At 56.0% G+C, this 25,219-nt stretch carries 22 protein-coding genes; 16 read left to right on the top strand and 6 right to left on the bottom strand.

Annotated features, from left to right (window positions below; all coding sequences use genetic code 11):
- Positions 1 to 30 precede the first annotated feature (30 nt).
- Together ACI2J2_RS00615 and ACI2J2_RS00620 are read left to right on the top strand one after the other, a co-directional pair.
- The gene (locus ACI2J2_RS00615) at positions 31 to 579 is read left to right on the top strand and encodes an elongation factor P hydroxylase (protein WP_265555586.1); all 549 of its coding nucleotides are present in this window, start codon (positions 31 to 33) and stop codon (positions 577 to 579) included.
- A 94-nt stretch (positions 580 to 673) separates the two neighbouring features.
- The gene (locus ACI2J2_RS00620; RefSeq protein WP_209638813.1) at positions 674 to 955 is read left to right on the top strand and encodes a YfcL family protein; all 282 of its coding nucleotides are present in this window, start codon (positions 674 to 676) and stop codon (positions 953 to 955) included.
- A gap of 47 nt (positions 956 to 1,002) precedes the next feature.
- Here the strand turns inward: ACI2J2_RS00620 and mnmC are convergent, their stop codons facing one another.
- Positions 1,003 to 3,024 carry a bifunctional tRNA (5-methylaminomethyl-2-thiouridine)(34)-methyltransferase MnmD/FAD-dependent 5-carboxymethylaminomethyl-2-thiouridine(34) oxidoreductase MnmC gene (gene mnmC, locus ACI2J2_RS00625; RefSeq protein ID WP_404759200.1) on the bottom strand — a complete coding sequence of 674 codons (2,022 nt, stop codon included), beginning with the start codon at positions 3,022 to 3,024 and terminating at the stop codon, positions 1,003 to 1,005.
- A gap of 170 nt (positions 3,025 to 3,194) precedes the next feature.
- On the opposite strand from mnmC, the gene fabB reads away from it, so the two are divergent.
- The 7 genes from fabB to ACI2J2_RS00660 all read left to right on the top strand — a co-directional run bounded on the left by fabB (position 3,195) and on the right by ACI2J2_RS00660 (position 11,693).
- Positions 3,195 to 4,409 (top strand): beta-ketoacyl-ACP synthase I, encoded by a 1,215-nt coding sequence (gene fabB, locus ACI2J2_RS00630; RefSeq protein ID WP_209638817.1) that lies wholly within the window; start codon positions 3,195 to 3,197, stop codon positions 4,407 to 4,409.
- A 208-nt stretch (positions 4,410 to 4,617) separates the two neighbouring features.
- Positions 4,618 to 4,839, top strand: a complete 222-nt coding sequence (locus ACI2J2_RS00635; RefSeq protein WP_020827903.1) for a membrane protein — start codon at positions 4,618 to 4,620, stop codon at positions 4,837 to 4,839.
- 205 nt (positions 4,840 to 5,044) lie between these two features.
- Entirely contained in the window at positions 5,045 to 5,467 is a 423-nt protein-coding gene (locus ACI2J2_RS00640) for a hypothetical protein (RefSeq protein WP_404759201.1), read from the top strand.
- 68 nt (positions 5,468 to 5,535) lie between these two features.
- Positions 5,536 to 5,859, top strand: a complete 324-nt coding sequence (locus tag ACI2J2_RS00645; protein ID WP_209638820.1) for a copper-binding protein — start codon at positions 5,536 to 5,538, stop codon at positions 5,857 to 5,859.
- A gap of 10 nt (positions 5,860 to 5,869) precedes the next feature.
- Positions 5,870 to 7,129: a TolC family protein gene (locus ACI2J2_RS00650; RefSeq protein WP_404759202.1), complete on the top strand. Its 1,260-nt coding sequence runs from the start codon at positions 5,870 to 5,872 to the stop codon at positions 7,127 to 7,129.
- Positions 7,126 to 8,577, top strand: coding sequence for an efflux RND transporter periplasmic adaptor subunit (locus ACI2J2_RS00655; RefSeq protein ID WP_404759203.1), 1,452 nt, complete (start codon positions 7,126 to 7,128; stop codon positions 8,575 to 8,577). The genes ACI2J2_RS00650 and ACI2J2_RS00655 overlap by 4 nt, the downstream gene beginning before the upstream one ends.
- A complete protein-coding gene (locus ACI2J2_RS00660; RefSeq protein ID WP_404759204.1) occupies positions 8,574 to 11,693 on the top strand; it encodes an efflux RND transporter permease subunit in 3,120 nt (1,039 codons plus the stop codon). Before ACI2J2_RS00655 ends, ACI2J2_RS00660 begins: the two co-directional genes overlap by 4 nt.
- Before the next feature lie 54 nt (positions 11,694 to 11,747).
- On the opposite strand, the gene apbE is transcribed toward ACI2J2_RS00660, so the two are convergent.
- On the bottom strand, positions 11,748 to 12,779 hold the full coding sequence (gene apbE / locus ACI2J2_RS00665) for an FAD:protein FMN transferase ApbE (protein WP_404759205.1): 1,032 nt from the start codon (positions 12,777 to 12,779) through the stop codon (positions 11,748 to 11,750).
- Positions 12,780 to 13,057: 278 nt separating this feature from the next.
- On the opposite strand from apbE, the gene ACI2J2_RS00670 reads away from it, so the two are divergent.
- The gene (locus tag ACI2J2_RS00670) at positions 13,058 to 14,170 is read left to right on the top strand and encodes an SLC13 family permease (protein ID WP_209638830.1); all 1,113 of its coding nucleotides are present in this window, start codon (positions 13,058 to 13,060) and stop codon (positions 14,168 to 14,170) included.
- A 46-nt stretch (positions 14,171 to 14,216) separates the two neighbouring features.
- On the opposite strand, the gene pepT is transcribed toward ACI2J2_RS00670, so the two are convergent.
- A complete protein-coding gene (pepT, locus tag ACI2J2_RS00675; RefSeq protein ID WP_404759206.1) occupies positions 14,217 to 15,449 on the bottom strand; it encodes a peptidase T in 1,233 nt (410 codons plus the stop codon).
- Between the two features lie 214 nt (positions 15,450 to 15,663).
- Between pepT and ACI2J2_RS00680 the strand changes: the two genes are divergently transcribed.
- On the top strand, positions 15,664 to 16,560 hold the full coding sequence (locus ACI2J2_RS00680; RefSeq protein ID WP_209638834.1) for an endonuclease/exonuclease/phosphatase family protein: 897 nt from the start codon (positions 15,664 to 15,666) through the stop codon (positions 16,558 to 16,560).
- Positions 16,561 to 16,585: 25 nt separating this feature from the next.
- Here the strand turns inward: ACI2J2_RS00680 and ACI2J2_RS00685 are convergent, their stop codons facing one another.
- Positions 16,586 to 18,019 carry a PLP-dependent aminotransferase family protein gene (locus ACI2J2_RS00685; RefSeq protein ID WP_404759207.1) on the bottom strand — a complete coding sequence of 478 codons (1,434 nt, stop codon included), beginning with the start codon at positions 18,017 to 18,019 and terminating at the stop codon, positions 16,586 to 16,588.
- Between the two features lie 93 nt (positions 18,020 to 18,112).
- On the opposite strand from ACI2J2_RS00685, the gene ACI2J2_RS00690 reads away from it, so the two are divergent.
- Positions 18,113 to 18,568, top strand: coding sequence for a rhodanese-like domain-containing protein (locus tag ACI2J2_RS00690; protein WP_209638838.1), 456 nt, complete (start codon positions 18,113 to 18,115; stop codon positions 18,566 to 18,568).
- A gap of 4 nt (positions 18,569 to 18,572) precedes the next feature.
- Here the strand turns inward: ACI2J2_RS00690 and flk are convergent, their stop codons facing one another.
- On the bottom strand, positions 18,573 to 19,601 hold the full coding sequence (flk, locus tag ACI2J2_RS00695) for a flagella biosynthesis regulator Flk (RefSeq protein ID WP_404759208.1): 1,029 nt from the start codon (positions 19,599 to 19,601) through the stop codon (positions 18,573 to 18,575).
- 303 nt (positions 19,602 to 19,904) lie between these two features.
- Between flk and ACI2J2_RS00700 the strand changes: the two genes are divergently transcribed.
- The 4 genes from ACI2J2_RS00700 to ACI2J2_RS00715 are packed head-to-tail and all read left to right on the top strand — an operon-like array spanning position 19,905 to position 23,563.
- A complete protein-coding gene (locus ACI2J2_RS00700) occupies positions 19,905 to 20,270 on the top strand; it encodes a copper resistance protein (RefSeq protein ID WP_209638842.1) in 366 nt (121 codons plus the stop codon).
- 50 nt (positions 20,271 to 20,320) lie between these two features.
- Positions 20,321 to 22,357, top strand: a complete 2,037-nt coding sequence (locus tag ACI2J2_RS00705; protein ID WP_404759209.1) for a protein-disulfide reductase DsbD family protein — start codon at positions 20,321 to 20,323, stop codon at positions 22,355 to 22,357.
- On the top strand, positions 22,354 to 23,070 hold the full coding sequence (locus ACI2J2_RS00710; protein WP_265555620.1) for a DsbA family protein: 717 nt from the start codon (positions 22,354 to 22,356) through the stop codon (positions 23,068 to 23,070). Before ACI2J2_RS00705 ends, ACI2J2_RS00710 begins: the two co-directional genes overlap by 4 nt.
- On the top strand, positions 23,063 to 23,563 hold the full coding sequence (locus ACI2J2_RS00715) for a protein disulfide oxidoreductase (RefSeq protein WP_265555622.1): 501 nt from the start codon (positions 23,063 to 23,065) through the stop codon (positions 23,561 to 23,563). The genes ACI2J2_RS00710 and ACI2J2_RS00715 overlap by 8 nt, the downstream gene beginning before the upstream one ends.
- Positions 23,564 to 23,592: 29 nt before the next feature.
- Here ACI2J2_RS00715 and ACI2J2_RS00720 read toward each other — a convergent pair whose 3' ends face one another.
- On the bottom strand, positions 23,593 to 25,065 hold the full coding sequence (locus ACI2J2_RS00720) for a PLP-dependent aminotransferase family protein (RefSeq protein ID WP_209638849.1): 1,473 nt from the start codon (positions 25,063 to 25,065) through the stop codon (positions 23,593 to 23,595).
- Positions 25,066 to 25,219 lie beyond the last annotated feature (154 nt).

Here is a 25,219-nt window from a genome sequence, read left to right on the forward strand (position 1 = left end):
ACTTTAAATTTGTGGTTATTTGAGTCTTTTATGTCTGATACACACCAATATTCCCAACTGATTGAGATTTTTAATCAGTGCTTCAGTGATGACTACAACACCCGGCTGGTTAAAGGTGACGATGAACCCATCTACCTGCCAGCCGATGACGAATTGCCGTACAACCGTATTGTCTTTGCTCACGGCTATTATGCCAGCGGCATGCATGAAATTTCACACTGGTGTATTGCCGGTGAACAGCGCCGCAAACAGGTCGATTTCGGTTACTGGTACTGCCCGGACGGGCGAGATGCGCAGACGCAAAGTGAATTCGAAGCGGTAGAAATTAAACCGCAGTCGCTGGAGTGGATGTTCTGCGTCGCGGCCGGTTTCCCGTTCAACGTCAGTTGTGACAACCTGAACGGCGACTGTGAACCGGATCGCATCGCCTTCCAGCGTAAGGTACGCGAGCGGGTGCTGCTGCTCTTAGAGCAGGGAATACCCACAAGACCTGCGCGCTTTATTCAGGCGTTACAATCGTTTTACAATACGCCACCGCTGACGGCTGAGCTTTTCCCCTATCCGGAAGATCTCAACTGACTGTATATTTAACTGGAAATAGATACCCAATAGCTTTCAATACGTAGCCAACAACGCGGCGGTTTGAAAGATGCAGGGTAATAGAGGAAATTTGATGATCGCAGAATTCGAAGCGCGCATTTTGGCGCTGATTGATGACATGGTAGAGCACGCCAGCGATGATGAACTGTTTGCCGGTGGCTACCTGCGCGGTCATCTGACGTTGGCGGTTGCCGAGGTAGAAGAACAGGGTGAACACACCGCCGAAGCGCTGAAGGCACAGGTGGAAGGCAGCCTGCATAAAGCCATCGCTGCCGGCGAGCTGTCCCCACCGGACCAGGCATTGGTGTATGGCATGTGGGAAAACCTGTACCAAACGGCATTGCCGACCGCCTGAGCCCGTTTGCAGGGCGCAGTTCATAACAGCGCCCTGCAAAACTGCGATTAAACCGCACGTCCCTTCAGTAGTTTTCTTACCCACATCCGGTTCGGATTCACTGCCGCCAACATGTCTGCGCTGCCTGGCAAGGGTTCGTCGAACAGCTGCGCTGCCAAAATTTCAGCCGCCAGCGGCGCCGAGCATAGCCCACGTGAGCCTAATGCGCCAATCATAAACAGATTCGGATAAACCGGAGCATTGGCGATAACTTCGCCGCGTTGATGCTGGCGCTGGAGATCCTGATACTGCGCCAACGTGGCTTGATAATCCGGTACTGCACCGATCATCGGTAAATGATCGCGCGTGGCGCTACGTACGCCGCAACGGGCCTGACGACCGCTGACGTCTACCTCTCGTGGCCAGGCCTGGTCCGGCAGGCAGCGTAACAGACGAGCGCGATTGTCCTGCTGTTCTTCTTCGCGATATTCGGTGGCGGTTTCGCCACGCTGGTAGCTGGCGCCTATACAGTGCTGTTGGTTATTGGCGTTGACCGGGGTCAGGTAGCCGTCGTAACACAACACCTGCTTCAATTCGCTTAGCGCCGGGGTTGTGGGAATATGGGATACCTGACCGCGTACGGCATAAACCGGCAGGGCTTCACCTTGCGCCAGTTCAGAAAGGCGGTGGCCGTTGGCCAAAATCACTGTTGCATGCTGCCGGCTTTCACCGTTGCTGAAGCTGAGTTGCCAACCGGTCTCAGTGGCTGTCAGCGTCCTGAGCGTAAACCCATAATGGCAGCCCAGCCCCTGACGTTGTGCCAGCACAAGGGCATTGCGTGTCAGTTCGGCAGGGCACAACCAACCGCCTTGCGGGTAGTTAATGCCGCCAAAACCGCTGTCGATACCACACAATGCGCTGAGCGTGGCGCGATCGGCGGGCATTGCCAGCGCCGGAGGCCATTCAACCGCCTGCATTTTTGCAATTTTCCCGGCACTCTTCTCGTCAAAGGCCAACTGACTGACGCCACACCATTGATGGTCAAACTCGACACCTTGTTGCACTAACGCATCGTACTGGCGGCGGGCAAAAGGGAAAGCCGCGCTGAAGAAGTTTTCCAACGCGTCCCCACGGCCATTCAGCAGGGGGTAAAGCGCGCCCTGTCGGTTGCCGGAAGCACCCTCGGCGGGGTGAGGATCGGCACAATACAGCCTGACCTTCGCACCGCGGCGTAACAACGCAAGTGCGGTTAATGCGCTGGCGATACCACCACCGACGATCGCAATGTCGTCGGTACTGTCCGCCGCCGGGCGGAGTGACCAAGGGAAAGGATGCGTGATGGTGGTGGCATCTTCAGGCAGCGTGCCAATCAGCATTTCACGTTTTTGGCCGAAGCCTTTGCTCTTTATTACTTCAAATCCGGCCTGTTGCAATCCGCGTCGCACAAAGCCTGCGGCGGTGAAAGTGGCAAGGCTGCCGCCAGGTCTGGCAAAGCGAGCCATCGCGGCGAACAGCTGTTCCGTCCACATGTCCGGATTTTTCGCCGGCGCAAAGCCGTCGAGGAACCAGGCATCGATTTGGCGGTTCATGCTGGGATCGACGTGCGGTAATAACGCGTTAACGTCGCCGAACCACAGATCGAGCGTAATGCGGCCTTCCGCCAGCAACAGACGGTGGCAGCCCGGCAGCGGCAATGGCCATTGGGCGCGTAACTCATCGGCAAAGGGAGCCAGCTCCGGCCAGCGTGCGTGCGCAGCGGCGAGGTCGGCCTGCACGAGAGGGAATTTTTCAAAACTGATAAAGTGCAGCCGTTGCAACGTGGCGTTAGGCGTTGTCTCACGGAAGCTGGCAAAAGCCTGCCACAAGGTGAGAAAATTAAGCCCGGTGCCAAAGCCCGTTTCCGCCACAAGAAACAGGGGGCGGGGGTGGCAGCTAAAACGTTGAGGGAGTTGGTTGCCCTTGAGAAATACGTAGCGGGTTTCTTCCAGCCCATCCTGATTAGAAAAGTAGACGTCATCAAACTGTTTCGAAACAGGTGTACCCTGTTCATTCCAGGATAACGCTGCGGTTTGGATCGGGGCGTGGCTCACGGTTAGTTGCTCATAACTCAAGGGGTGACGGGATTCTAACGGCGCTGGCGCTATGGCGCAAACTGGATAAGAATAAAGCTGAAAAACGCTGATCGGACTTGTTCGGCGTACATCTGTACGCTAAAGTGCGATGCAAAATCCCGAATGTAAAATTGTGGAAGAGGTATTGAATGAAACGTGCAGTGATTACTGGCCTGGGAATCGTCTCCAGCATTGGTAACAACCAACAGGAGGTCCTGGCGAGCCTGCAGGAAGGTCGTTCTGGGATCACGTTCTCCCAGGAGCTGAAAGATTCCGGCATGCGTAGTCACGTATGGGGCGATGTTAAACTGGACACCACGGGTCTGATCGACCGTAAAGTCATGCGCTTTATGAGTGATGCGTCCGTTTATGCCTATCTTTCCATGGAAGAAGCCATTAAAGACTCCGGTCTGGCTGCCGATCAGGTTTCCAACGATCGCACCGGTCTGGTGGTTGGCTCAGGTGGCGGTTCACCGCGCAACCAGGTTGCTGGATCTGACGGTATGCGCGCCAAAGGCCTGCGTGGCGTTGGCCCTTATATGGTGACTAAGGCGATGGCTTCAGGCGTTTCTGCCTGCCTGGCAACCCCCTTCAAAATTCGTGGCGTTAACTACTCGATCAGCTCTGCCTGCGCAACCTCTGCACACTGCATTGGCCACGCGGTCGAACTGATCCAACTGGGTAAGCAGGACGTTGTCTTTGCCGGCGGCGGTGAAGAACTGTGCTGGGAAATGGCCTGTGAGTTTGATGCGATGGGCGCACTGTCCACCAGCTACAACGACACCCCAGAAAAAGCCTCTCGTACTTATGACGCAGCGCGCGATGGTTTCGTCATTGCAGGCGGCGGCGGTATGGTCGTGGTTGAAGAACTGGAACACGCTCTGGCACGTGGCGCGCACATTTATGCTGAAATCATCGGCTACGGTGCAACGTCCGACGGCGCAGACATGGTCGCTCCTTCTGGCGAAGGCGCAGTGCGTTGCATGAAGATGGCGATGCAGGGCGTTGATACTCCAATCGACTACATGAACGTGCACGGCACTTCAACGCCGGTTGGCGACGTGAAAGAATTGGGCGCTATCCGCGAAGTGTTTGGCGATAACACCCCGGCAATTTCGTCCACCAAGGCCATGACCGGTCACTCACTGGGCGCCGCTGGCGTGCAGGAAGCGATCTACAGCCTGTTGATGGTTGAGCACGGCTTTATTGCGCCAAGTATCAATATCGAAAACCTGGATGAGAAAGCCGTAGGCATGAACATTGTGACTCAGCCGACTCAACGTGAGCTGACCACCGTTATGTCTAACAGCTTCGGTTTCGGTGGTACTAACGCCACGCTGGTCATGCGTAAACTGCAGAAGTAATTCCGGCTCAAAGTATTAGAATAAAGCCCGCGTATTCGCGGGCTTTTTGCTGTCTGCAGGCCAACGGGTTAGCCGTTCAGAGTTATCCCAAATTACATCTGCTGACGGATCATTAACGCTTTGTTCAGTCTTTTGGGCATACAATGGCTCAATAGCGCGATTGTCACTCGGCGTAGTTTTCAGAGTGATCGAACATTGAGGCAATAGTATGAAAAAGTTAATTGCAGTTGGGTTACTGTCGGTCATTTTGGCTGGGTGCGCGACTGATTCACCTTGCGTACCTGTCTATGATGATCAGGGGCGTTTGGTGCATACCAACACCTGTATGAAAGGCACGACACAGGATAACTGGGAAACCGCAGGCGCAATCGCCGGTGGTGCAGCAGCGGTTGCGGGTCTGACGCTGGGTATTATCGCGTTAACCAAATAACCTTCCCATCGGTGAATTTACCCGCATAAAGCCCAGTGACGCTGGGCTTTTTTTTTTGAGCTGATGCGATACCTGTTGATTAACATCAATGCATTTTGGTTTCCCTTACGTGGGCGCGCACCACTTTGTCAGCGGGTGTAAATTCCATTCCTGCACAAGCACTTGGTCGATATACTTCCGCTATCTCATCTTCTGGAATCACCTGATGTCGGCGTTGGCGTCCATCTCCTTATTCATGCACCGGTTGCGTTTCGCTAAAAAGCGAGCCTGTGCAGGGCTATTGGTCGTCAGTTGGTTACTGCTAAATACCCAGATGGCGCTGGCCAGCCATAATTGCAACCTGCAGTTCAGTGGTGAAGCGCCGATGGCTCAGCATATGATGCACATGCAAAATAGCCAGCCGTCATCAGAGCAGATGCAGACACAAGAGCCGCTGTGTGAGAAACACTGCGTGCCGGAATCAGCCCAACAGGATCACGCTAATCTGGCATTAGCCGCTTTGCCAGTCAGCAGCGAACTGGCGGTGATCGCGCCCGCTCTGTCACTTTCTATCCCGTTTAACACATGGCAAACGCCCCCGATAACAGGCCCGCCGGCAGAGATCGTATTCTGTCGTTTCCGTGAATAGCCCTGACAACCGCTTTACCGTCTCCGACGGTCATTCGTGTTCGTTAACTATTTCATGGAGTACCCGTTATGCGTAATTTATTTGCCGCTGTATTAATCACCTTATTTTTCTCCTCTGTCGCCAGTGCCGCTGATAGGGCGATGCAACATTCCGCTGTCAAACCTACCGTCGAAATCCACAGCCAGGGCGTGATAAAGGCTTGGGATGAACGGAAGGTGTCTATCAGGCATCAAGCCATTCCAGCCCTTAATTGGCCTCCAATGACCATGAGTTTCCTGCTCCCTTCATCGCCTTCGCTTACCGTATTGCCGGTGGGAACTGCGGTTGACTTCAGCTTCCTGCCGATTGACGGCGGTTATCAGTTGATTGCTATCGCCGCCACGCGGCAATAACGGAGGCGTCATGACCAGGATTATTTCTCACCCCTTGCGGGTGGGCTGGCTGCTGCTCGTTTGTTGGGTATCAGCCACCCAAGCGACGGAGCTCACGCTGCAACAGTCACTGACGGCAGCGGAACGTTATTCCGCCGAACTCTCGGCCAATCGACATCAGGTCAATGCCCTGGCGAACATGGCAGATTCGGCAATGCAATTGCCCGATCCCAAGCTGAAGTTCGGTATTGAGAACGTGCCGGTGCAGGGGGGAAATGCCCGGCGTTTCACTCGCGAAGGTATGACGATGGGGCGGGTTGGCATCATGCAGGACTATGTCAGCAGCACCAAACGCCAGCGCAAGGCTGATACCTTACGCGCCGAAGCCAGCAAAACAGATGCAGGCAGCGCCACCATCCGTGCCCGTTTGCAGCAGCAAACCGCCCAAGCGTGGCTTGAGTTGGCATTGAGCCTGCAAAGCCTGCGTGATGCGACAGCCTTGGTCACGGAGAGCGAACGTCAAATCACCACTCAGCGCGCGGGCGTAGCCGGTGGTGGCACGCCGGCCAGTGCGGTGTTGGACGCCCGACTGACGTTGCTGGCCATGCAAGATCGCATCAGTGAAGCACAGCGGGACGTTAGGGTGGCACAGGCGCGTTTGACGCAACTGACCGGCGTGGCGGCGACGGATACGTCAGGAACCTTGCCGCGCTTTGAACGTTTGCCGGCTGACAGTGACGTATTGCGACAGGGGATCAGGCAGCACCCCGAAGTACTGCAAGCCAGCCGTGAGGCGGATGTTGCCAAGGCGCGTTCTGCACAGTCAGAAGTGGCGGCAATACCGGATGTCGGCGTCGAGGTGTATTACGGCAAGCGTGCTGATGATTACGAGGATCTGGCCGGGGTGATGTTTACCGTGGATCTGCCGCTTTTCCGCTCGCAACGCCAGGATAAGGACTATGCCGCCGATGTGTCTCGCAACATGGAGGCCAACGATCGACTGACGCTGTTGATTCGCGATCATCAGGCGCAACTCGATACGCTGTTGGCGCAGTACCAGGCGGCGCAGTTGCAGTGGCAACGTCAGCAGCAGCAGGCCATCCCCTTGCAGCAACAGCGGCTGACATTGGTGTTGGCGCAATATCGCACGGGTAAAAGCGACCTGTCCGCGGTGCTGGAAGCGCGGCGTGCGCTGCTCGACAGCCACCTCAACGCCGGCAAAGCCGCTCGTGGGCTTGCACAAATCTGGGCCGCTATCCGCTACCTCACCCCACAGGAATCGATGCAATGAAAATACAATTCAAGCTGGCGTTATTAGCCGCGTTGATCGGCAGTGGATTGGCCGGATATTGGTTTGGCTCGCAGGGTGAAACGGCACCGCAAGCGAGCAAGAGCGAGCGACAGGTACTGTATTGGTATGATCCGATGATGCCAGCTCAGCGCTTTGATAAACCGGGTAAATCTCCCTTTATGGATATGCAACTGGTGCCACGCTATGCCGATGAAGCTGAATCGGAGGGCGGCGTGACCATCAGCGCGCGCCAGCAACAGAACCTGGGGGTGCGTATCGAGGCTGCGCAGTTACGCCCATTGGAACCGCAATTTAGCGCCTTTGGCAGCGTAGCGACGGATGAGCGCGGCATTCAAATTATCGCTGCTCGTGCCAATGGACTGGTGGAGAAGCTCTATGTTCGTGCCAGCGAGCAACAGGTGAAGAAGGGGGAAGCGCTAGCGCAGTTGTGGATACCGGACTGGAGTGCGGCGCAGCAGGAGTATCTGGCGATACGCAAGCTGGGTGATACCGAATTGACTGCGGCAGCACGCCAGCGGTTACAGTTGCTGTTTATGCCCGAGGCGGTAATTCGGCAAGTGGAGCGCACGGGAAAATCCGAGCCACGCGTTAAGATAGTGGCCCCGGAAAACGGTTTCGTTAACAAGCTGACCGTTCTTGAAGGTGCGCAGGTGACCGCGGCGCAGAGCCTGTTTGAGATAGCTCGCCTCGACCCGGTGTGGATCCTGGCTGACTATCCGCAGGCGCAGGCCGGCTTGTTGAAGGTGGGTGATAAGGTACAGGCCGCCTCCGCCAGTTGGCCGGGGGAGCGTTTTGAGGGAGAAGTAAGCGAACTGCTGGCCAATGTCGATCCGCTGACCCGTACTTTCAAGGCACGTATTTTATTGAAGAATCCGCAGCAAAAATTGCGGCCAGGCATGTACCTGCAATTGACGCTGTCGCAGAGCACGGTGGGTAAACCGGTGCTGGCGATACCGCAAGAGGCGCTGATCGGCAGCGGCGATCGTAATCGGGTATTGGTTGCTGAAGGGAGTGGGCATTTCACGCCGGTTGAGGTGGTCGCCGGGCGTACACAGGATGGCTGGGTGGAGATCAAACGCGGCCTGAGTGTAGGGCAACAGGTCGTGACTTCTGGCCAATTCCTGATCGACTCCGAGGCCAGTATGCGCAGTGCCTTGCCGCAGATGGCGGCAAAGTCAGAGGTTAAACAGTACCAGGCCGAAGGCGTGATTGAGGCGCTGAATGGCGACACGATTACGCTGTCCCATGGCCCTGTACCGGAATTGCAGTGGCCGGCAATGACCATGGACTTTGCCCTGCCTCCAGGAGGATTGCCGACCGGCATCACCTCGGGCGACAAAGTGCAGATCCGCTTTACTGTGGATGATAGGGGTTCGCATATCAGTCAGATAGTACCGATTCACGCTGAGCACGGGGGGCACTTATGATTGCTTTCGTGATCCGTTGGTCGTTGCGTAATCGACTGTTAGTGCTGTTGGCCTCGGCGCTGCTGGCTGGCTGGGGGATATGGGCCTTGCAGAAAGCGCCACTCGATGCGTTGCCTGACCTGTCCGATGTGCAAGTCATCGTCCGTGCCACCTACCCAGGCAAGGCACCGCAGGTGATTGAAGATCAGGTTACCTATCCGTTGACCACCACTTTATTAACGGTGCCGGGTGCCAAGACGGTGCGTGGTTTTTCCATGTTTGGCGACGCCTATGTTTACGTGCTGTTTGAAGACGGTACCGATCTGTACTGGGCACGTTCTCGGGTATTGGAATCGCTCAGTCAGGTGCAGTCTTCATTACCGGCGCAGGTCAAGGTGGCGCTGGGGCCGGATGCCACCGGGGTTGGCTGGGTTTATGAATATGCGTTGGTCGATAAAAGCGGGAAACACAGCTTGGCTGATCTACGGGCCCTGCAAGATTGGACGCTAAAATTTGAGCTTAAAACTGTCCCCAACGTGGCGGAAGTCGCCAGCGTAGGCGGTATGGTGCGCCAGTATCAAGTGGTGTTGGATCCGCAAAGCCTGCGTGCGTTGAATATCACCCATCAGCAGGTCGTGAGTGCCCTTCAGGACGCCAATCAAGAGGGTGGCGGCGCGCTGCTGGAGATGGGCGAGGCGGAATATATGGTGCGCACCTCGGGTTACCTGAAAAAACTGAGTGATTTCTCCAACGTGGTAATCACCGTTCGTGATGGGGTACCCATCCTGCTTTCACAGGTGGCGACCTTGCGTGAGGGGCCGGAGATTCGCCGTGGTGTCGCGGAGCTTAACGGCGAGGGGGAAGTTGCAGGCGGCATTGTCGTGATGCGCTACGGCAAAAATGCGCTGGAAACCATTAATGCGTTGAAGGTGAAGTTGCAGGCGATCCAGCAGAGCTTGCCGCCTGGCGTGGAGATTGTGACGGTTTATGACCGTTCTCAGTTGATTGAGCATGCCATTGAAACCTTGTCCCATAAGCTGCTGGAAGAGTTTATCGTGGTGGCGCTGGTGTGCACCTTGTTCCTGTTCCATTTCCGTTCGGCGCTGGTGGCGATGATTACGCTGCCGCTCGGCATCCTCGGGGCCTTTGTGGTGATGCATTACCAAGGGGTGAACGCCAATATCATGTCACTGGGTGGGATAGCCATCGCGATCGGTGCCATGGTGGATGCCGCGATCGTCATGATCGAGAATATGCATAAGGTGCTGGAGCAGTGGCGACAGCGCCATCCGGGGCAGCAGCCGACATCGGCGGATTATTGGCGTATTTCAGAGCAGGCGGCGGTAGAGGTCGGGCCCGCACTCTTTTGCAGTTTGCTGATTATTACCCTGTCCTTTATCCCTGTCTTCACATTACAGGCACAGGAAGGGCGGATGTTTTCACCGCTGGCCTACACCAAAACCTATGCCATGGCGGTGGCCGCCGGGTTAGGTATTACGCTGGTGCCGGTGCTGATGGGGTATTTTATTCGTGGTCGCATTCCCGACGAGCATGCCAATCCGATCAACCGTTGGTTGATCCGCCTGTACCAACCGGTGTTGGCTGCGGTGCTGGCGAGGCCCAAAACCACGCTCGGGGTTTCACTATTACTGCTGCTGTTAACGCTGTATCCGCTCAGTCGTTTGGGCAGCGAATTTATGCCCCAGCTCGACGAAGGTGATCTGCTGTATATGCCATCGTCATTGCCGGGGATGTCGGCGCGCGAGGCGAGCCGGTTGCTGCAACTCACCGACCGGTTGATTAAAACCGTGCCCGAGGTCGCGACGGTATTTGGTAAAGCAGGACGGGCGGAGAGCGCCACCGATCCTGCCCCTCTGACCATGCTGGAAACCACCATTCGTTTCAAGCCGCGCGATCAGTGGCGGTCTGGCATGACCATGGACAAGCTGGTGGCTGAACTGGACGCTGTGGTCAAGGTGCCTGGCATTGCCAACGTTTGGGTTCCACCTATCCGCAACCGTCTGGATATGCTTGCCACCGGGATAAAAAGCCCGGTCGGTATCAAGGTGAACGGCAATAACATGGCCGATATTGAACGGATTTCCGGGCAAATTGAGCAGGTGGTGAAGCCTGTGCCGGGCGTCACCTCAGCGCTGGCGGAACGTATTACCGGCGGGCGCTACGTGGATATTGATATTGATCGCCAGCGGGCGGCACGTTATGGCGTCTCGGTAAAAGAGCTGCAATCTATGGTGGCAACGCTGGTGGGGGGCGAAAACATCGGTGAAACCATTGAGGGCCGAGCGCGTTATCCCATCAATGTGCGTTACCCGCGTGAGGTTCGCGACTCGGTGCAGCAACTGCAGGCGTTACCGGTGCTGACAGCCAGCGGAGGGCAGGTGCCGCTGTCTATGCTGGCTGACATTCGGGTTACTGAAGGACCGCCGATGCTGAAAAGTGAAAACGCCCGACTCTCCAATTGGATTTATGTTGACCTGCGTGGACGCGATCTTAAATCGGCGGTGGAAGAGATGCAGCAAGCGGTGTCACAGCAGGTTAAGTTGCCTGCGGGAGTATCCTTGAGCTGGTCAGGGCAGTTTGAATATCTGGAGCGCGCCAGCGCCCAGTTGAAGGTCGTGCTACCGGTCACGTTGGCGATCATTTTCGTGCTGCTGTTCGTCACCTTTAGCAGCGTGCGGGATGCATTACTGATCATGGCGACGTTACCATTTGCACTGATCGGCGGCGTGTGGTTGTTGTATTTGCTCAACTACAACCTGTCGGTGGCGGGGGCGGTGGGCTTTATCGCGTTGGCCGGGGTGGCGGCGGAATTTGGCGTAATCATGGTGCTGTATTTAAACCATGCGTTGGAGAAACACAGTCAGCCAGGGCAGCCGTTAACGCAACAACAGCTGATGGATGCAATTAGCGAAGGTGCCGTGTTGCGGGTTCGGCCAAAAGTGATGACGGTTGCCACCATTATGGCGGGATTATTGCCGATCATGTGGGGCAACGGCGCCGGCTCTGAAGTGATGCGACGTATTGCCGCACCGATGATTGGCGGGATGCTTAGTGCGCCCCTGTTGTCGATGTTGGTGATACCGGTGGCCTATTTGTTACTGCACCGCAAAGGATGACACCATGAGGGTGCAGTTTTACCTACTGCACCCTCGTTATCACTATCCCAGAAATTATTTCACCAGGAACGCTTTAAACTGCGGTGTCATCACCGCGCTGAAACCGTCATCGGTTTTGCTGATCAAATACACCGCCAGCCCTTTATCTTCCGCCAGTTTGAGCGCTTTTTCTGTGCCCAGAACCATCAGCCCAGTGTCCCAACCGTCGGCTTCCAATGCGGTGGGGGCGATCACGGTGGCAGATACCAGGCGATGGGTGATCGGCCGACCCGTCGTGGGATCGATCACGTGCGAATAGCGTTGCCCATCTTGTTCGAAGTAGTTGCGGTAACTGCCGGACGTACTGATGCCGTAGCCTTGCAGATCAACCAGCGCCTGCACGGCATTTTCACGATCGGTCGGTTTTTGGATCGCCACTCGCCAGGCGTTACCCTTGCCGTTAACACCGCGCGAGGAGACTGCACCACCGACGGACACCAAATAGTTGGTGATGCCATTGCGCGCCATCAGTTGTACCAGTTGGTCGACGCCATAGCCCTCGCCCATTGTCGAGAGATCGACATACATTTCTGGCAGGTCTTTCTGTAGCCATTCGCCGCGATTGTCGCTGATCAGTTTGAGGTGCTGCAGGCCAACATTTTTTTGCGCCGCCTCTATTTGTTGTTGGCTCGGTACTTTTACCGCGCGCTTATCCGGCCCAAAGCCCCACAGATTCACCAGAGGGCCAACGGTAATATTCATTGCGCCCTGAGTATCGTGGCCAATACGTTGAGCCATCAAGATGATGTCTGCCATGCCGCGTGGGATGGGCTGTGGATCAGCACTCTGCGTTTGATTAAAACGCGACAGTACCGAATCAGTACGGTAAGTAGAAATATCGTCATTAGCCCGTTCCAACACGGCATCGACCTGCTGCTGTAACTGCTGCTTATCGACGGCGATATCCCCGCTGACTTTGACGCTGTAGAAGGTCCCCATGGTTTTGCCCTCGAGATCAATCTGCGGGCGGGAGTCCTGGTCATTACAGGCGGTCAACAGGCTGAGCGTCACACTCAGCAAAAGCCCTTTGGCAAAAACGTTAGCCATAAAAAATCCTTTGAAACAGAGGAGGGCGCTACAAATAAAGCAAAGTGCGACAAATGAAAAGCAGAGATAGCCAAAATAACGGGCGGTGCATCGAGGTGGCCACTGAGCGCACCCCGGTAGTATGCAGACAATACGTGACCGAGGGCGTGCCGGCAGCCCACAAAGAGGCGGTTTCAAGAATGGCGGTTAAAAGGTAACAAAGCATTTTTCTGGCGTTACTAGCGTGCTTGGGCTAACGTCTGCTTCCCGATCCTTGATTGTTTTTTGAAGCGCTCAACATGAGTTCAAACGCCGCTGTTCGGCTGATTCAGCCATTCCTGAAAGATCGTTTCTTACATATCCTGTTGCTGGCCGGTGTGCTGATGGCCGCCTTCAATCCACAACAGCTGCCAGAGCTTAACCGTTTTATTGACTGGCGTACCATCATCACGCTGCTGGGGTTGATGTTATTGACCAAAGGGGTTGAGGTCAGTGGCTATTTTGATTTTATCGGTCGCCAGATCGTCAACAGGCTGCACAGTGAACGACGGCTGGCGCTGTTTTTAGTGTTTTCTGCCGCGCTGCTGTCGTCGTTCCTGACCAACGACGTGGCGCTGTTTATTGTCATTCCACTGACCATCACGCTAAAAAAACTGTCTTCGTTGCCGATTAGCCGGTTGATTATCTTCCAGGCGCTGGCGGTTAATGCCGGCTCGTTGTTGACGCCAATCGGCAACCCGCAGAACATTTTGCTTTGGAGTAAATCCTCGCTGTCTTTCTTGGGTTTTATTGCCCAAATGTTGCCTTTTGGCGCGGTAATGCTGGCTAGCCTGTTGTTGTTGACCTGGTTCAGCTTCCCGCCACGGGAGATCGTTAAGGTTCCGCACACCGAAGGCTACCCGTATCAACGGCATTTGTTGTTGAGCTGCGTGGTGCTGTATGTGATTTTTCTGCTGTCTCTGGATATGGGATTGCCGCTGTACGGTCTGTTGGCTGTTTTCGCCGGCTTTTTACTGCTGGCTCGCCGGGTGTTGCTGCAGATTGACTGGAGCCTGATTTTTGTTTTTATCGCCATGTTTATCGACGTGGGGTTGTTCACCCGACTTGAGGCGATCCAATCCTGGTTCGCTGGCCTCTCTTCGTTGAGCAACGGCGGAATTTATGCGCTGGGAATTGGCCTGTCACAGATAATCAGCAATGTGCCTGCCACCATTCTATTGCTCAATTATGTGCCTTCAAGCCAACTGCTGGCTTATGCGGTGAATGCCGGTGGCTTTGGGCTGGCGATCGGCTCGTTGGCGAACCTGATTGCTTTGCGTATGGCGGGCGAGCGTAAAATCTGGCTGAAATTCCATTACTACTCATTGCCATTGTTGGCGTGGGGTGGGGTAGTGGGCTGGTTGCTGGCCTAAGCGCGATATCTTTGCATGAAATATCGCGCTTGGAGGAGTGTGGCTGCTACCCGCGGGCAGCCAGTAAACAAATGCTGCGAGTCACCTGATATGACTTCACAAACGCACTGACCGGCAGGAACTCAAAGCGTGAATGGAAATTGTGTGCACCGGTGAAGTAATTGGGGGTTACCAGCCCGCGGCTGGAGAGCGCTGCGCCGTCAGTGCCCCCTCGCATGGGGATAACCTTTGGTGGAATGCCGTGGGCGGCGAGGGCGCCGAATATCAGCTCAATGGCGCGTTTATCATCACCGATAGAGTTGCTGATGTTGCTGTAGATATCGGTAACAGTACAGCTCACTTTGGCGCGCGGGTAGTTTGCTGCCACCTGCTGTACCACTTCTTGTATCCGTGCTTTACGCGCATTGAACGCCGCCAGATCAAAATCACGGATCGACACTTTTAAGGTGGCGAGGTTGGCGTTGGCCACCATATCGTTGAACCAGAAATAGCCCTCGCGCCCTTCGGTATGTTCTGGCGTATCCCGACTGTCGAATTGGTTAATGATGTCATTGGCGATGCGAATCGGGTTGATCAGGATATTCTTCGCCGACATGGGGTGCGCAGTAACGCCCTCAATATGGATCTCCGCCGCTGCGGCGTTGAAGTTTTCATAGACCACTTCACCCAGCTCGCAACAGTCAATGGTATAAGCGAAATCCACGTCAAAGCGCGCCAAATCCAGCGCCTTGGCACCGCGCAGGCCAATCTCTTCGTCTGGTACAAAGGCCACCAGAATATCACCGTGGCGATCTGTAGCGCTCAGGTTAGCCAGCAAGGTCATCACGACCGTCACTGCCGCCTTGTTGTCCGCGCCGAGCACGCTGGTGCCGTCGCTGAAAATAATATCTTCATTTGGATAGGCGAGAATTTCCGGGTGCTCAGCGGTACGCAGCCAGATGTCATGTTCCGCGTTAAGGCAGAGATCTTGACCGCTAAAGTGCAGGCACTGTGGGTGGATATGCGCTGACAGGCCGACGTCAACGGTATCGATATGGGTGATAAAACCGATGCGCGGTGCGCCTGGTTGGTTACCGGGTTTGCGTGCGGTGACGGTCGCATGATCATCGATCTGTACGTCTTGCATCCCCAACTGGCGCAGTTCGGCCGCCAGCAGCTTGGCCATGTCATGCTGCCCCGGCGTGCTGGGCAGGGCCGTGGCAGCGGCATCGCTCTGGCTGGTTACCGCCAGATAGCGGAAGAAACGTTCGGTGAGCTGTTCGGCTAAGGCGCGGGTCATTTGGGTTCCTCTCGATAAGCGGTCTATCGGTTTTAAATCTAATTCAGCCGGTTGTCCAATGGTGCAATACTTTCACTGTCGGAATGCGAGATGCGGCGCAGAATAAAAAAATAGCGAGATAACTAGGAAATAGTCGCGGGTAACTGCGGCAAAATCATTGTTAGCTGTGGGGTGCGGGTGCCCCAACAAAAATCTGAACGCTAAAGGAGAATTCATGCGCTCACGTCATGCTTTGCTTATTACTCTGTTATCCCTGGGAATATCTCATACGGCCTGGTCCTCTACCGACGGCGGCCATGCCAACAGCAATGCCAATAGCCGCGAAGTGGCCAGCGCACTGGGTGGCTTGAAGAACAAAACCTATAACCTGGAACAGGCCCCGAAGATCCGCGTAGCCAGCTTTAATATTGCTGCCGGCAAGGTCAGCGATATGACCGCCATCGCCAAGGCCATCAAGGCGATGAACGTTGACGTGGTGGCATTACAGGAAGTGGACAAACTGACGGGCCGCAGCGGTAAATTGGATCAGGCTGCGGAGCTGGCCAAGCTGACAGGCATGCACGTGGTCTTTGGTCGCGCGATTGACTTTGACGGCGGCGAATATGGCCTGGCGTTTCTGTCAAAATATCCGCTGCATGACAGCAAGATTTACCCACTGCCGTCCGGGCAGCGTGAACAGCGCATTGCTTTCAGCGCCCAGACCGACGTGCCCGAGTTCCCGGCCCCCATCACCCTGATCAATACTCATCTGGATACCAAAGAAGATCCGGCCATGCGTTTGGATCAGGTGCGTGAGTTAAACGACCGTACCATTGAAATGCGTGGCATCAAGCTGTTGTTCGGCGACATGAACGATGTCCCGGGCAGCGTTACCTGGACTGAACTCAGCCGTTACTGGAACGACATTATGCCTGCCGCACAAGATGGTCGCAGTTGGCCGGCGGAAAATGCCGAAATTAAAGTCGATTATATCTTTAGCGGCAATGCGCAGCGCTGGCATCTGGACAGCCTGACGGTGCCAAACGCCAGCGGTGACTGGAATGGCATCCACTGGCCGGCGGTTAGCGATCATCTGCCGATAGTGGCAGAACTGCGGCTGACCGAGCAGTAATGTCACCGAAAGCGATGTTGCAAATTTAGCGAGCAGTAATCCGTGCCAGCCGTTCGACGGCGGCACGGATCTCTCCCGGTGTCAGGGCAGAAAAGCCCAATAGCCAACCGTCGCGCCGCAGGTTTGCTGTTTGATACAGCGCCGCCAGTCCGGGTGTTATCACACCTAAACGCTGTGCTTGCTGAGTGAGGGCGCTTTCTTGGCCCGGAGGTAGCCAAACGCTGAGCTGCAATCCCCCGGCGGCTGGTTGCGGGGTAGCATAATGCCCTAGCTTTTCCTGCACTTGCGCCAACAACTGGTCACGTCGGCTAGAATACAGCTGGCGCATATAGCGGATATGCGCGGCAAAATGCCCCTGCAGGATAAATTCGGCGGTGACTGCCTGCATCAGTTGGGCGCTGTGACCGTCATAGACTGTGCGTGCGGTGGTAAAGGATTCGACCAAGGCAGGCGGGACCACTAAATATGCCAGCCGCAACGAGGGAAATAGCGCCTTGGAAAACGTCCCCAGATAAAGCACGTTGCCGTGCCGATCCAGGCTTTGCATCGCCGGCATAGGCTGGCCGTCATAGTGAAACTCGCTGTCGTAATCATCTTCAACAATCCACGCCCGATGCCGTTGCGCCAAAGCCAGCAATTCGAGCCGCCGTGCCAGGCTCAGCGCCACCCCCGTAGGGTATTGGTGCGAAGGCGTCAGATAAATTAGCCGGGGGGCAGGGAGCTTGTCATCTGCCCGCATACCGGCTTCATCAACACTGACCGGTACCAATTCGCCGCCTGCACTGGTAAAGGCATTTCGGGCGCCGCGATAACCGGGTTCTTCCATCCAGACCTTGTCGCCATTATCCAACAGCAAAGTAGCAATCAACTGCAGAGCCTGTTGAGAGCTGGTCAGTACCAGGACCTGCTGCGCGTCACAATTCACGCCGCGAGTTTGGCTGACATAGCCGGCAATGGCCTCGCGTAGGGGGCGGTAACCCTGCGGATCACCATAGCGCAGCAGGGTTTCGCCACGTAAGCGTAACTGCTGGGCAGTGAGGTGCTTCCACAGTTTTAATGGGAAGACGCGCAGGTCCGGCGAACCGGCGGCAAAGGGCAAGGGGTGCTCGGGATCGCGGCAACCCCCGGTTTGTACGATCTGCCTGCCGCGGAGTGACAAATGCGGTTCACCGATCACGTTGGCGACGGGCGGCGATTTAACAATGCATATTGCGACGAAGGTCCCTTGGCCCACTCGGCGTTGCAGATAGCCTTCGGCCTCGAGCTGGCTATAGGCTGCCTCCGTTGTCACGCGTGATACGCCCAAATCTTTGGCCAGTATTCGGGATGAGGGTAAACGTTGACCACGGATTAACGCCCCGTTATGAATCGCCCGGCGTAATGTGCTGCACACGCGCTCACGCAAGGTACCGCTTGTGTGTTCTGGCAGGTAAAAAAGGGTGAGCAGCGCATTTGCCATAATGGGACTTATCAACGTACAAAAATGGGTATCAATCATAAGACCAAAATCAGGCAATATTGTCATCAGTCTTTATCAACAGAGGTGAATTTCATGGCGGTATCTTCATTGGTTTTGGCATTCCCACCGGGAACAGCGGCGCAGAGTCTCGATTATCTGGCGGCGAAACTGAGTTATTACGCGGACGCATGGGACGTGGCGGAAGATCTGCGTAATGGCATCAGTGAAATCGTAGTGATCGATACCCGCGCAGAGGCTTTGTATGCCGCCGGGCATATTCCCGGCGCGATCAGCTTGCCACACCGGCTTATGGACGAAGCGGGCACGGCGCATCTGGATCGCGGTAAAGTTTATGTGACCTACTGCGACGGCATTGGCTGTAACGGTTCAACCAAGGGGGCGTACAAGTTGGCGCAGCAGGGGTTCCAGGTGAAGGAGCTGATTGGCGGACTGGACTTCTGGAAACGCGATGGCCATCCATTGGCCACCGGTGAGCAGCCGGGTTCGCTGCTGGGAAAGACGATTGGAGAAGACTGCGGCTGCGGCTGATAGGTTAAAACACCAGCGCCAATACCAAGGCCAGCACCAGAATGAAAAGAATGAATACCGCAGCGGGTTTGCTCAGCGCTTTTTGCAGCGGTTGGGGCAGTACGGCAATCAGTGGATTGAGCAACGGCTGCGGTTCGGCAGCGCTGCCGGTTATCGGCTGAGTAGGGCCCGCTTTTTCCAGACGACGAGCAAACAGTTGGTTGATCACATCGCTCATCTGCGGATGGGTTAGCGGCGCCGTTGCGTTGCAGTGAAAACGCGATTGGCAGTAGTCATTGAGCTGCTGCTGCTCCTGCGGATCTGCCGGTTGTTTGAGTACGGCCAGCAAGTTGTTTAGCGTTGGTGCTGTCTGTGGACTCAATGCCACCTTCACCTGCAAAAACTGGTTCAGCAGCTGGAAGTGACGAGCCGGAAGAGGATCATTGGTTTTTACCCCAGCCAGATCGAACAGGGTTTGCCAGATTTTAGCCGGTGATTCGCCGGTCGCGGCGCTGAGCTTGGTCACCTGCTGTTGCAAGCTCTGGTGTTCGGCAGGTAGCAGGGGACGATCGCTGGTCGTCGTCTGCTGCGGGTGAGGAATGGTCAGGCTACCGGTTTGCAACAGGTTGAGGACCTGTTGCAACTGTGGGTGGCTCAACTGGCTCAATACCGTGTGCCCAAACTGCTGGCGAATAAAATCGCTGACGGCCAGGCGATTATTGCCCTGCGGTAACAGTTCGGTGAGTTGTTGCAACAGTTGTCGGCTGGCGTGGCTCTGTTGTGCCTGAGCCAAGCGATTCTGCAACAGTTGTTCGGCCGGCTGAAAATGGCGAGCCAGCAGTTCACTGTTGTTGTCTGTCTGCAGATCATGGCGCAACGTAACCCAGATCTCGGCGGACTTGGCTGGGCTGAGTGCCATGATCTTGACGACCAGCTTCTCCAGCGTCGTGCGTTGTGCCGGGGAGAGCGGGCTGCCGTCAGTGGTTGTGGTTTTATCCGGGCTTGGGGGGCGATCGCTGGCGATCGGGGTACCCGGTCCACTCAAAGGTTGCATATCACCTGTCCTTCGCTGTGTATCCCCAGCTTACTTGGCGTTACCGCTGTGTTGGCTGCGCAACTTCACCCGAATCCCGTACTGTCGTGCGTTCATCGAGCCCATGTGCTTGCCGCCTGGCCGTAACACCCCTTACTTTGGGGAGAAAATAATCGTCGTACCCGGCGAAAAGCACAGGTTTGCGCTTATGATACCTGTAAACGGCCATCATCAATACCGTCGACAGACATTTCTTTACAGGCAAAACATTGCTAAACGCGCCTGCGCCGCTAAGATAAGCGCAGACTTGGAATTGAGGACGGCATGGTTAAACAGCAGCGGATTGCAAAATGGTTTTTATGCTTGGCTTGCCTGGTGGTGCTGGTCTGTATGACTCAGCGCATGGCGAGCCTGCATGCATTGCAACAAGCGCTTGGCCTGCCTGTCGCTAGCGCGGTAGCCTCTTCTGCTGATGATGCTGCTGAAACCCAACCGACCCCTTGCGAACTGAGTGCTAAATCCTTATTGGCCTCACCGCCGGTGATGTTTGAAACGCTGCTGTTCGGTCTGGGGTTGTTATTGGTGCTGCTGGCACCTACCGTGGCTGCGCGCCTGCGTATTCCGCCTCCCAGAGTGATTTCCCCCACCACCCTTAGGGTGCACCTCCGATTATGTGTCTTCCGTGAATGAGTTAATCGCCCCTTCCCGTTGGTGATTGATTTATTTTATGGAGAAAGAACATGTTGAATATCATCAGGTCGGCGTTAGCCTGCCTGTTAATGCTATGGCTGCCTGCTTTGCAGGCGGCGGATAGCGGCTGGCTGCAAAGTCCGACGAATGATCACGCGAAGGTGCGACTGCGTGCCGATACCTCGCAAAATGGGGAAACCCGATTACTGCTGGCAATAGAGCTGCAAAAAGGTTGGAAAACCTATTGGCGTTCGCCCGGTGAGGGCGGTATAGCACCGGCCATAACCTGGCAGGGCAATCCGCCACCCGCCACCTGGTTTTGGCCGACGCCGCAGCGCTTTGATGTTGCCGGTATTTCTACCCAGGGTTATCACGATCGGGTTGAACTGCCTATGGTGATGAAGGGGGCAGCACCACGCAAGTTGGCAGGGACCCTGACGCTGTCAACGTGCAGCAACGTCTGTATCCTGACCGACTATCCATTCAGCCTGGATCTTGGTACCCCCTCTGACGCGCAATTTACCCATGATTTTGCCCAGGCGATGGGGCAGGTGCCGATTGCTGATGGGTTGGTGGAGAGTATTAAAGCCGGCTACCAGCGTGGCGAACTGCACATCAGCGCTGAGCGTGGCGCCGGTTGGCAGCAGCCTGAACTGTTCTTCGATACGCTGGAAGATGCTGATCTCGGTAAGCCAAAGGTGAGTCGCGAAGGTACGCACATGTTAGCGCGGGTGCCGGTCAGCGATGGTTGGGGGGACAGCGCACCGGATTTGCGCGGTAAAACCTTGACGTTGGTGATCAGCGATAACGGGTTGGCGCAGCAGGTGACGTTGCCGATTGGTGGGCCGCTGGCCTTGCCGGCTGCGGCGAGCTTCTCGCTGTGGCAGGCGGTGCTGATGGCGCTGGCGGGTGGGTTGATTCTCAATCTGATGCCCTGCGTCCTGCCGGTTCTGGGGATTAAACTCGGTTCAATTCTTCAGGTAGAGCATCGCGACCGTCAGAGCATCCGGTTACAGTTCCTCGCGTCGACCCTGGGTATTGTGGCCTCGTTCATGGCGTTAGCGTTGCTAATGACGCTGCTGCGGTTGAGCAATCAGGCGCTGGGTTGGGGTATCCAGTTCCAAAATCCGTGGTTCATTGGTTTTATGGTGCTGGTTACGCTGCTGTTCAGCGCTAACCTGTTTGGCCTGTTCCATCTGCAACTTTCCTCTTCATTAAATACCAAACTGGCAACCCACAACGGCCGTGGCTTGGGTGGGCATTTCTGGCAGGGCGCTTTTGCTACCTTGCTGGCAACGCCGTGTTCTGCACCTTTCCTGGGGACCGCAGTGGCCTTTGCTCTGGCAGCACCCTTGCCGGTGTTGTGGGGGATGTTTGTCGCACTGGGTATCGGCATGAGCCTGCCATGGCTACTCATTGCCGCCTGGCCGGCACTGGCGCTGCGCTTGCCAAGGCCGGGCCGTTGGATGAACAGCCTGCGGTTGGTGATGGGGCTGTTGATGCTTGCCTCTTCACTGTGGTTGCTGAGCCTGATGGTCAACCATATTGGCATGGTGCCAACGTTGGTGGTGGGCGGTGTCGCACTGCTGGCGTTGTTGTTGGCCGTTGGCTGGCAACATGGCGTGCGTCTGGCTGCTAAGTTGGCGGCTGGCACGCTGGTGTTGGTCGGTGTCGTGTTGTTGGCCGGTTCTCTCACTGCCGGGCTGTGGCGTCAGCCGCTGCACGACAACGTGGTTTGGCAACCGTTGAGCGAGCAGGCAATCACCCAGGCATTGGCCCAAAATAAACGGGTGTTTGTCGATGTGACCGCCGACTGGTGCGTAACCTGTAAAGCCAATAAATTCAACGTCCTGCTGCGTGACGATGTGCAAAAGGCACTGAGCGCCGATGACGTTGTTGCTCTGCGTGGCGATTGGAGCCGTCCATCGGCCGAGATTAGCGCCTTCCTGCAACAGCGCGGCAGCGTTGCCGTGCCTTTTAACCAGATTTATGGCCCCGGCAGCCCAGATGGCGTGGTGTTATCCCCGCTGTTGACCCGCGATGCCGTATTACAAACCCTGTCCGCCGCCAAAGGAAACGTACAATGAAAAAATTAATGATTTTACTGATGCTGATTGTTACCCCTGTTTGGGCCGCTGCGCCATTTACGTCTGAACAAGAGGCGCGCATTAAAGAGCTGATCCGTGAAACCTTGGTGTCTAATCCGGATATTCTGGCACAGGCGGTAGACGCCTGGCAGCAACAGACGGCGGGACAACAAATTAGCCAAGCGATCAAACAAAATGCCAACGTGCTGTACGACGATCCTGCCAGCCCACGCTTAGGGGCCGCCAACGCCAAACTGACCATGGTGACCTTTACCGATTACAATTGCCCGTACTGCAAGCGTTTTGATCCGATGCTGGAGAAGATCGTCAAACAATATCCAGATGTGGCGCTGGTAGTGAAATTGCTGCCTTTTAAGGGGGAAAGCTCGGTCAGTTCGGCGCGTGTGGCATTGACGACCTGGCAACAGCATCCGGACCAATTCTGGGCGTTGCACCAACGTCTGATGGCTAAAAAAGGCTTCCACGACAATGCCAGCATTGCCGCTGCACAGCAGAAAACCGGCGTAAAAGCGGTCTCGCCGAGTGAACTGAGCATGACCACCCTGCGCACAAATATGGCGTTGGCAGAGAAACTGGGTGTGCAAGGAACGCCAGCGACGCTGATCGGCGATCAGATGCTGCCGGGTGCGGTCTCTTATGAAGACCTGGAGACGTTGGTGAAACAGCAATTGGCGAAAGTGAAAAATGGCTAGGCTGCGGCGCTGGGCGCGCGAACTGCTGGTCTTGCTGTTGATCCTGTTGGTGGCGGCGTTTGGCATGGACTGGTTACGCGCCCCGCAGGCACCGGCAGCGTTTGATTCGCACATGTTGACGACGCTAAGTGGCCAGCAGGTGTCACTGGCTCAGCTCAGCCAGGATAAGCCACTGCTGGTCTATTTCTGGGCCAGCTGGTGTGGCGTATGCCGTTTCACCACGCCGTATGTTGCCAAACTGGCTGACGAAGGGAGCAACGTGCTTACCGTGGCACTGCGCTCCGGCGACGATCGTCAGGTGGCGCAGTGGATGGCGGGCAAACGCGTGACGTTACCTGTGGTTAACGATCCGCAGGGGCAGTTGTCTGCGCAGTGGCAAATCGGCGTCACACCCACGCTGGTGGTGATTTCCAAAGGCAAGGTGGTACAGAGCACCACCGGCTGGACCAGCTATTGGGGGATGAAACTGCGGTTGTGGTGGGCCGGGGTGTAACCCGGCCTATGTGATATAACGCCCATGATTTAGGGGGGAGCGGCGTGTTCTGACGTCATCACCTGACGAATCGCCCGGCATAGTCGGGCGATTCCTTCTTCAATCAGCGGCGGCGTATTGGCCGCGAAATTTAATCGCATGCCATGGGCGCCACGTTGCTCCTCGGCATAAAAGCATTCTCCTCGCGCAAAGGTCACTCCTTCTTTCCAGGCTACCGGCATCAGTGCTTCGGTACTGACGCGGGTAGGTAGCGTCAACCAGATGAACAGCCCGCCTTCCGGCGTTTCAAACTGACAGCCATGCGGCAGGTGTTGCTGCAAGGCTGCCACCATGGTGTCGCGGTGCTGCCGGTAGATGCGTCCGGCGCGTCGCAGCTGCTTGTCATAGCGCCCAATGGTAACGAATGCGTCCAGCGCTCGCTGGATCAGGTTCGAGCTGGTGAAACTGTCAACGTGCTTTAGTCGGGCGATCCGTTGGTAGTGTTCGCTGTCTGCCACCAGATAGCCGATGCGCATGCTGGGCAGCAGCATTTTGGAAAAAGTACTGACATAAATCACCGTGCCTGGCTGTGCCAGGGCCCGAAGCGAGGGCAGCTGTTTGCCGTTGTAGCGCAGATCACCGACAAAATCGTCTTCCAGTATCATCACGCCAGCCTGTTGGGCCAGCGCCAGCAATTGCCGACGGCGGGCTTCACTCAGACAACGGCCGGTGGGGTTTTGGAAGTTGGGAATGGTGTAAATCAACTTTGGGCGGTGCTTTTCCAGCAGGGCGGGCAGTTGTTCAACCCGCATACCGTGACGATCGCTGGGGAGGGTAACGATATTAATGCGATGCAGGCGCAGTAACCCCAGAATTTCGGCGTAAGTGGGTTGTTCGACGATCACCGTATCACCCGGCTCCAGCAGGCTTTGTACAATCAGGCTGATGGCGTGCTGCGAGCCGTTGGTGATCAACAACTGTTCCGCATGAGTAGGAATGCCCTGGGCGGTGAGAATGCGCCCCAATGTATCGCGCAGAGGGTAATACCCGCAGTACTCGCCATAGCTGAAAGCGTCCTCTGCATGGCGGTTGAGCACCGACAGCAATATCTTGCGGAATTCTTCCTGAGGAAACACTTTTGGGCTGCCAACACCGGCCGCAAAGTTGATGACATTGTCCGGCAAAGGCGTATCGGGGTAGCCATCCAGCCGCGAGGTCAGGGTGGTGAAACGTTCTGCCGGGAACAGCACATCGGGCTTTGGGCGCGGCTGAGCGGGGTGTTGCAGCGGGTGTAATACATAGGCACCGCTGCCGCGCCGTTGATGCAGAAAACCTTTGGCGGCCAGTTCGGCATAGGCATTCTCTACCGTCAGCCGGCTGACAGCCAATTCGCCGGCGAGCGTACGGGTGGAGGGGAGTTTATCGCCATCGACAAAAACACCGCTTAGGATTGCCCGCCGCAGCGCCTCTTCAATTTGCAAATACAGCGGAACATCCTGCTGACGGTCTAACGGAATATGCATGCGCAATTGGCTCGGTTAACGGTGCGGATTTTTACTATACCCCATAGCGACTGGCCTTCAAGCGGATAAAAGTGGCCTGCATAACATCAGGGCAAAGTGGCTCTGGCGGCAAAGTTGTGTGGCGTTAGAATCTCTGCCCAGGTGTATTACCGCA

Source organism: Serratia sp. NPDC087055 (assembly GCF_044900985.1).
Classification (GTDB): domain Bacteria; phylum Pseudomonadota; class Gammaproteobacteria; order Enterobacterales; family Enterobacteriaceae; genus Serratia.

Excerpts from the sequence above, each read along its gene's own strand:
- ACI2J2_RS00615 (WP_265555586.1), top strand. The coding sequence starts at position 31 with ATGTCTGATACACACCAATATTCCCAACTGATTGAGATTTTTAATCAG.
- ACI2J2_RS00620 (WP_209638813.1), top strand. The coding sequence starts at position 674 with ATGATCGCAGAATTCGAAGCGCGCATTTTGGCGCTGATTGATGACATG.
- fabB (WP_209638817.1), top strand. The coding sequence starts at position 3,195 with ATGAAACGTGCAGTGATTACTGGCCTGGGAATCGTCTCCAGCATTGGT.
- ACI2J2_RS00635 (WP_020827903.1), top strand. The coding sequence starts at position 4,618 with ATGAAAAAGTTAATTGCAGTTGGGTTACTGTCGGTCATTTTGGCTGGG.
- ACI2J2_RS00640 (WP_404759201.1), top strand. The coding sequence starts at position 5,045 with ATGTCGGCGTTGGCGTCCATCTCCTTATTCATGCACCGGTTGCGTTTC.
- ACI2J2_RS00645 (WP_209638820.1), top strand. The coding sequence starts at position 5,536 with ATGCGTAATTTATTTGCCGCTGTATTAATCACCTTATTTTTCTCCTCT.
- ACI2J2_RS00650 (WP_404759202.1), top strand. The coding sequence starts at position 5,870 with ATGACCAGGATTATTTCTCACCCCTTGCGGGTGGGCTGGCTGCTGCTC.
- ACI2J2_RS00655 (WP_404759203.1), top strand. The coding sequence starts at position 7,126 with ATGAAAATACAATTCAAGCTGGCGTTATTAGCCGCGTTGATCGGCAGT.
- ACI2J2_RS00660 (WP_404759204.1), top strand. The coding sequence starts at position 8,574 with ATGATTGCTTTCGTGATCCGTTGGTCGTTGCGTAATCGACTGTTAGTG.
- apbE (WP_404759205.1), bottom strand. The coding sequence starts at position 12,779 with ATGGCTAACGTTTTTGCCAAAGGGCTTTTGCTGAGTGTGACGCTCAGC.
- ACI2J2_RS00670 (WP_209638830.1), top strand. The coding sequence starts at position 13,058 with ATGAGTTCAAACGCCGCTGTTCGGCTGATTCAGCCATTCCTGAAAGAT.
- pepT (WP_404759206.1), bottom strand. The coding sequence starts at position 15,449 with ATGACCCGCGCCTTAGCCGAACAGCTCACCGAACGTTTCTTCCGCTAT.
- ACI2J2_RS00680 (WP_209638834.1), top strand. The coding sequence starts at position 15,664 with ATGCGCTCACGTCATGCTTTGCTTATTACTCTGTTATCCCTGGGAATA.
- ACI2J2_RS00685 (WP_404759207.1), bottom strand. The coding sequence starts at position 18,019 with ATGGCAAATGCGCTGCTCACCCTTTTTTACCTGCCAGAACACACAAGC.
- ACI2J2_RS00690 (WP_209638838.1), top strand. The coding sequence starts at position 18,113 with ATGGCGGTATCTTCATTGGTTTTGGCATTCCCACCGGGAACAGCGGCG.
- flk (WP_404759208.1), bottom strand. The coding sequence starts at position 19,601 with ATGCAACCTTTGAGTGGACCGGGTACCCCGATCGCCAGCGATCGCCCC.
- ACI2J2_RS00700 (WP_209638842.1), top strand. The coding sequence starts at position 19,905 with ATGGTTAAACAGCAGCGGATTGCAAAATGGTTTTTATGCTTGGCTTGC.
- ACI2J2_RS00705 (WP_404759209.1), top strand. The coding sequence starts at position 20,321 with ATGTTGAATATCATCAGGTCGGCGTTAGCCTGCCTGTTAATGCTATGG.
- ACI2J2_RS00710 (WP_265555620.1), top strand. The coding sequence starts at position 22,354 with ATGAAAAAATTAATGATTTTACTGATGCTGATTGTTACCCCTGTTTGG.
- ACI2J2_RS00715 (WP_265555622.1), top strand. The coding sequence starts at position 23,063 with ATGGCTAGGCTGCGGCGCTGGGCGCGCGAACTGCTGGTCTTGCTGTTG.
- ACI2J2_RS00720 (WP_209638849.1), bottom strand. The coding sequence starts at position 25,065 with ATGCATATTCCGTTAGACCGTCAGCAGGATGTTCCGCTGTATTTGCAA.